Below are 2,406 nucleotides of genomic sequence, written 5' to 3'. Positions count from 1 at the left end.
CTGAGGCGACTCCAACGTCAGAAAAGACCGTGCGGTCGACTTTTGATATTTCGTGCTGTCGCCTTCTGAAAGTGACAAGCAAGTCAGTGCTGGGTCAGTGTCGGATAGCCCTGGATGAATACGCGGTCGGTCTTGGCCGCCGGCACATGGCAGCCCATGCAGTCGGCTGCGTAGCTGACGGCGACATTCTTGGCGGGGGCGTCGGCCTTGAACAGCGCCCAGCCCCAGCCGTCGCCCCACAAGGGGTTGCTGGCGAAACGGCCTTTGGCGTCCTTGACCATCACGAACCACACGGCCGCATCGGAACCCCAGACCACAGGGTCGCCGGTGGTCATGGCGCTGGTTTCGAGCTTGCGGATCTCTTTCACCAGCGTGGCGCCGTCCGGGAACTTGCCGGTCTTGCGGTAGTGCTCGGCCGAGGCCTTTTCGGTGTACACATCGTGCAGGCCGCGAGAGGCGGATTTTTCGTCCAACACCGCATATGAGCCCAGGTGGACGAAGTTTGTGCGGAAGTCTGTGGGGCGGCTGATGCCGCCCTGGCTGTCCACATAGGGCGAAAAGTCGCCGGCCGTGACGGCCAGTGGCAGGACGAGGGCGCTGGCGAGCAGAGCGCCGGTGAGTGCGATTTTCGTTGTGTTCTCCTTATATGCCTATGGAGATCAGACGGCGACCACGGGGAAATCCACCGTGGTGTCGGCGATGTGGTTGGTGTAGTTGGTGAGCGTGTTCAGCGCGATGTTGGCGATCACTTCCAGTATCAGGCCGTCGTCGAGCCCCGCGCGGCGGTAGTTGGCCATGGCGTCGGCCGACACCACGCCGCGTTGCTCGACCAGCGCGCGGGCAAAGCCGGCAATTGCATCGTCAAGTGCGTTGGCCGCCTGGCCGGTGCGGGCCGCGGCGATGGCCTCTGCCGACAGTCCGGCACCTTTGCCGATCAGGGTGTGTGCGCTCAGGCAGTACTGGCAGCGATTGGCTTGACCGGCAGCCAGCGCAACGATCTCGCGCTGGGTGGCACTCAGGCGGCCGGTGCCCAGCGTTTCGGACAGGCCGAGGTAGCCGTTGAGCGCTGCCGGCGCGTGGGCCAGCGTGGCGAGCAGGTTCGGCACCACGCCGAGCTTGGCTTTGACGGCCTTGAGTGTGGCAGCGGTAGCGGCGTCAGCGGTGTCGATGGTCAGGGGGGCGATTTGGGTCATGTCTATCTCCGTAGTGGGTGAGGTGCAAGAGCACGTGGGCATGATCGCCCTTTGTTTGGTACGATATGGCACGTAAAGTATCAAATACGTAACCTATCGTCTTATATGGAGAGTGGAATGGCGGATCGACTGGCCGGCTTGCTCCGGCACTACTCGCTTTCGGCGCGCGTTTTTCACAGCGGCGCCTTCTGTGAGCAGCATCATTACGCGGCGCCGCATGGCTATATCCATCTGGTGCGGCGCGGCCCGATTACGGCGCGTTCGCCCGTGCATGAAGATCTGCTGGTTACCGAGCCGAGCCTGCTGTTTTATCCGCGCGTGGCGTCGCATCGTTTTGTCGCCGCCCCCGGCGATACCGCTGAGCTGTTGTGTGCGGAGGTCGATCTGGGCGCTTCGACGGGCAATCCGTTGGCCATGGCCTTGCCGTCGATGCTGCTGATTCCGCTGGCGGACTTGCCCGGCCTCGGGCCGACGCTAGAGCTGCTGTTTGCCGAAGCCGAGCGCGACCAGTGCGGTCGGCAGGCCGCCATCGACCGCTTGTGCGAGTTGCTACTGATCCAGTTGCTGCGTTATCTGATGGATGGGCGGCTTGGCGCCACCGGACTGCTGGCGGGACTGGCCGACCCGAAACTCGCGCGCGCCATAACCGCCATGCACGATGCGCCGCAGACCGCGTGGTCGCTCGAGGCGCTGGCGGCGCAGGCGGGCATGTCACGCGCGCGCTTCGCCGCCGCGTTCAAAGACGCGGTGGGCGTCACGCCGGGCGACTATCTGGCCGACTGGCGGATGAACGTCAGTTGCACCCTGCTCAAGCAGGGGCGTCCGGTGGCGGTGGTGGCCGACCGCGTCGGCTACGGCAGCCCGAACGCGTTGGCGCGCGCCTTCCGCGTGCGCATGGGCTGCGCCCCGCGCGACTGGCTGGCGCAGCAGCGCGGTGACGCGTCGCTCAGCGGTTCGTGAGTTTGAGGTCGATTCGCCGGTTCTTGGCGTAGGCGGCGTCGGTGTTGCGCTCGTCGAGCGGGTGAAATTCACAGGCGCGGCACGGGAATCAAGGCATTGCGATTCTCGAAAATAGTTCTTGAAATTCTATTCTTGATTGCATATCATCTCAACGAGTTTCGATAAGAAAGGATGCGCATGCGACCGTCTGTTGTGCTTGACATGAAGCGAAGCGCAGTGCGTGAAGCGGTAGGCCGCTTTCGCGCCGCGAACC

Annotated in this window: 3 protein-coding genes and 1 pseudogene; 2 read left to right on the top strand and 2 right to left on the bottom strand. The window is 63.9% G+C overall.

What is annotated here, in order from left to right:
* Positions 1 to 83: 83 nt before the first annotated feature.
* Both BDO18943_RS42310 and BDO18943_RS42305 read right to left on the bottom strand, forming a co-directional pair.
* The gene (locus tag BDO18943_RS42310) at positions 84 to 548 is read right to left on the bottom strand and encodes a cytochrome P460 family protein (RefSeq protein ID WP_208458422.1); all 465 of its coding nucleotides are present in this window, start codon (positions 546 to 548) and stop codon (positions 84 to 86) included.
* A 111-nt stretch (positions 549 to 659) separates the two neighbouring features.
* A complete protein-coding gene (locus BDO18943_RS42305) occupies positions 660 to 1,193 on the bottom strand; it encodes a carboxymuconolactone decarboxylase family protein (protein ID WP_013521184.1) in 534 nt (177 codons plus the stop codon).
* A 117-nt stretch (positions 1,194 to 1,310) separates the two neighbouring features.
* Here BDO18943_RS42305 and BDO18943_RS42300 point away from each other — a divergent pair, with 117 nt between their 5' ends.
* Entirely contained in the window at positions 1,311 to 2,153 is an 843-nt protein-coding gene (locus BDO18943_RS42300; RefSeq protein ID WP_024542567.1) for a helix-turn-helix transcriptional regulator, read from the top strand.
* Between the two features lie 177 nt (positions 2,154 to 2,330).
* A pseudogene (locus tag BDO18943_RS42295) lies at positions 2,331 to 2,406 on the top strand (nucleotidyltransferase); the annotation flags it as partial.

The sequence above is a fragment of the Burkholderia aenigmatica genome (assembly GCF_902499175.1).
In the GTDB taxonomy this organism is placed as follows: Bacteria; Pseudomonadota; Gammaproteobacteria; order Burkholderiales; family Burkholderiaceae; genus Burkholderia; species Burkholderia aenigmatica.
Note: the sequence above shows the minus strand (reverse complement) of the source record. Positions and strands in the feature narration are given on the sequence as shown.

Coding starts and splice junctions, on each gene's coding strand:
- BDO18943_RS42305 (WP_013521184.1), bottom strand. CDS start 1,193: ATGACCCAAATCGCCCCCCTGACCATCGACACCGCTGACGCCGCTACC.
- BDO18943_RS42300 (WP_024542567.1), top strand. CDS start 1,311: ATGGCGGATCGACTGGCCGGCTTGCTCCGGCACTACTCGCTTTCGGCG.